General features: G+C 35.3%; 6 protein-coding genes. All 6 read left to right on the top strand.

The window, feature by feature from the left end:
- A partial coding sequence (locus QUH73_RS20585; protein WP_289532327.1) for a hypothetical protein occupies positions 1 to 521 on the top strand: 521 nt, incomplete at its 5' end.
- Between the two features lie 10 nt (positions 522 to 531).
- The gene (locus QUH73_RS20580) at positions 532 to 1101 is read left to right on the top strand and encodes a hypothetical protein (protein WP_289532326.1); all 570 of its coding nucleotides are present in this window, start codon (positions 532 to 534) and stop codon (positions 1099 to 1101) included.
- A gap of 136 nt (positions 1102 to 1237) precedes the next feature.
- Positions 1238 to 1447, top strand: coding sequence for a hypothetical protein (locus QUH73_RS20575; protein WP_289532325.1), 210 nt, complete (start codon positions 1238 to 1240; stop codon positions 1445 to 1447).
- The gene (locus QUH73_RS20570) at positions 1402 to 2091 is read left to right on the top strand and encodes a hypothetical protein (protein WP_289532324.1); all 690 of its coding nucleotides are present in this window, start codon (positions 1402 to 1404) and stop codon (positions 2089 to 2091) included. Before QUH73_RS20575 ends, QUH73_RS20570 begins: the two co-directional genes overlap by 46 nt.
- A gap of 11 nt (positions 2092 to 2102) precedes the next feature.
- Complete coding sequence (locus tag QUH73_RS20565) at positions 2103 to 2312, top strand: hypothetical protein (RefSeq protein ID WP_289532323.1); 210 nt, start codon at positions 2103 to 2105, stop codon at positions 2310 to 2312.
- Between the two features lie 150 nt (positions 2313 to 2462).
- Positions 2463 to 2674 (top strand): hypothetical protein (locus QUH73_RS20560; protein ID WP_442913433.1); only part of this gene is annotated, 212 nt, incomplete at its 3' end.

Here is a 2674-nt window from a genome sequence, read left to right as displayed (position 1 = left end):
ATGCGTATACAAGTGTTGGGACTCAACGTTATTATAAAGGGAGTACTTTACATTTAGTTAGAGAACCTTATAGTCTGGTGACTATGAGAGAGAATGCCTCTTCAAGTGGGGTAATTATTGATAATACAGCTCAGGCCTTGAGTCATTATTTGTTTGGAGATGGTTCTCCAGCTAGAATTGGCCCAAAAACAGTTAGTGCAATGTTGCACCATCCAGATTTTGCACTGGGGCATTATCAAGTTATGAATTACAAATTGAAAAAACCATACTTTTATGTTGATATGACTTGGACTGTATTTCATATTGGGGATACTAAAGTTAGTGTTTCAATCGATGAAAAGAATAGGCATATTACATATACCTTGTTTGATGGAGATAGTTTTAGTGATCCTGATTTTGTTGATGAATACTTCTTAAAAGGAAATCCTTATTTTGAATCAGATGGGCTAGGTCCAAATTTGGAACGATTTGGAGGAACTCCTTACTATTATATTCCAGTTAATATTACATTTTCTTATTAAAATAAGTAGCATGAAAAAGAAAATTATTTTAGCAATATTGCCAATTAGCATAGTGTTGATTTTAATATATTTAATATCAGATAATAAATTGTATTATTATGGTGAGAGCCGAGTAAATATCTTTAAGCACAATTTACCTTTAAATTTAGAACCAAACTATTGGGATAGTGATTATTGTATACCGATTATCGGCTTTGTTATAGAATATAATAAAACTGTTTTTATTGGGAAAGAAGTAGAATATAATTACTTAAATGACACAATAGTCGTGAATGAAATAATCCGGTATGGGTTTAATCATGATACTCTAATTGCACAAATTGAAGATACCAAAGGAGAGAACTACTACATTGAATGTGTAAGGAGTAAAACCAATAGGATACAAGAAAATGTTTTAGATAAAACAGTATCTATTGATACAGTTGCTTACAATTGGGTAGAAATAAAAAGTAACAAGGCAATTAAACTTAGAAGGGTACAAGGTTATACTTTATTGCTGTTGATTATTCTGATACCATTAATTATATTAGGTTCTTTTATATTGAAAAAAGCAAAAAAAGCAAATCAAGAGAATATGTAAATAAAAAGCCTGAGCAATCAGACTTTTTAAGCACCTATGAAGGCTTGCCTCTTCGAGTGGGGTATACTTTATACAAGCAGAGGGTAGAATAGCTGCACCAGTAGTCGGGGCATGGGGTATTACTGGTTCTCTTCAAGTGGGATTGATATTTGATACAAATTATAATGTTGCCGCATTTTTCACACCTTCTTTAGGACTCAGTTATGGTGGTGGTGCTTTTGGAGGAGTATTAGCAGGTAGCTTTCCTGGGGCAAATAGTCTCAGTGATGTTACAGGATGGGGATATGATGTTGGAGCCATTTGGGGACTATTTATAATGCTGATGGGTCAATGGTTTCGGAAGTGATTGATGCATGGTTTGATTCAGGATATAATGCCGCTGGAGTTCCTTTGGACAAATTTATGAATCTTATTTCTGAGGATGGGAAGCCAATCCAAATGAGTATGTATACCGCAACAACAGAAAATGGAAAAACGGTACTAACCCATTTTATGTATGATTATGAGGTGCCTACGGTTAAGGTGGCCCAATCCGGAGGGGGTGCTATGGAAACAATTTATAGCATTACCAACACGCTGAACGATTTCAACCCCATCGCCAACTTTTGGGACGTGCTTGCTTACGCTTTCACGGGCAAGGATCGGTCCGGCAACGACATGAGCCTAGGGCAAGGAATGCTTAAGGCACTTGCAGTTGTACCTGTTGGGAAAGTGGGAAATATCTCAGTGAAAACATTACAATTAACAGGTAAGGTAAGAACAGCAGAACAAGGTTTATTGTTAGGGGAGAGATTTTTAGGGAATGGATATTCTGAGATAGCTCCTGGGGTTTTCCGTTCGGTAGATGGTTTGAGACAATTTAGGATGACAAATAGCGATTTACTCGGTAGAGGATTTAACGACATAGCACATATTCATTTTGAAAGGTATTATCCCTTTAATTTGAACACACCATATGTAAACTGGCATGTACCCTTATCAAACCCTTAAAATAGATAAATATGAAGTTTAAAGTTGATTTAGAAAATAACTTGAGAGATTCAGTAAAAAGCTTAGAAATTGAAACTGATGAATTGGATACAAAAGGTGTTTTTTTGTATTATAAATCAGATAATGAATGTTTTGACACATGGCATAAGACTTTAGAAGATGCGTTTTTGTCTGCAGAAGAGCAATATGGAGTAGATAAGGAGGATTGGATTGTCTTATAACTCCAATTTCTTCGCCATTGAGGGCAATTTGTCACCCCGCTAGTACTCTCATCGTTCTTAGAAAGCATTAGTAATGTGATAAAAGATATGAGCCCGACAACAATGTCGGACTTTTATGAAGAGTATAATTTTTAATTAATAATTCGAAAAATGAAAAACATCATAATATCTCTATTTTTCATCCTACTTAGCACAACAAGCGGAATGAGTCAAAACACCATAAGTTTTGCCTACGATACAGCAGGAAATAGAGTAAGTCGAACTATAAATTTGAGTAGCACGAAAAGCGGAATAAACGGAGGTGATGCCGAAAAGCTTTCTTTTGAGAAAAGTGAGGATTTCTTCACCGAAATTTTAGCTGA

The organism is Labilibaculum sp. K2S (assembly GCF_030372765.1).
Classification (GTDB): Bacteria; Bacteroidota; Bacteroidia; order Bacteroidales; family Marinifilaceae; genus Labilibaculum.
The sequence above is the reverse complement of the archived record's forward strand: the minus strand, read 5'-3'. Positions and strand labels throughout refer to the sequence as shown.

Coding starts and splice junctions, on each gene's coding strand:
- QUH73_RS20565 (WP_289532323.1), top strand. CDS start 2,103: ATGAAGTTTAAAGTTGATTTAGAAAATAACTTGAGAGATTCAGTAAAA.
- QUH73_RS20580 (WP_289532326.1), top strand. CDS start 532: ATGAAAAAGAAAATTATTTTAGCAATATTGCCAATTAGCATAGTGTTG.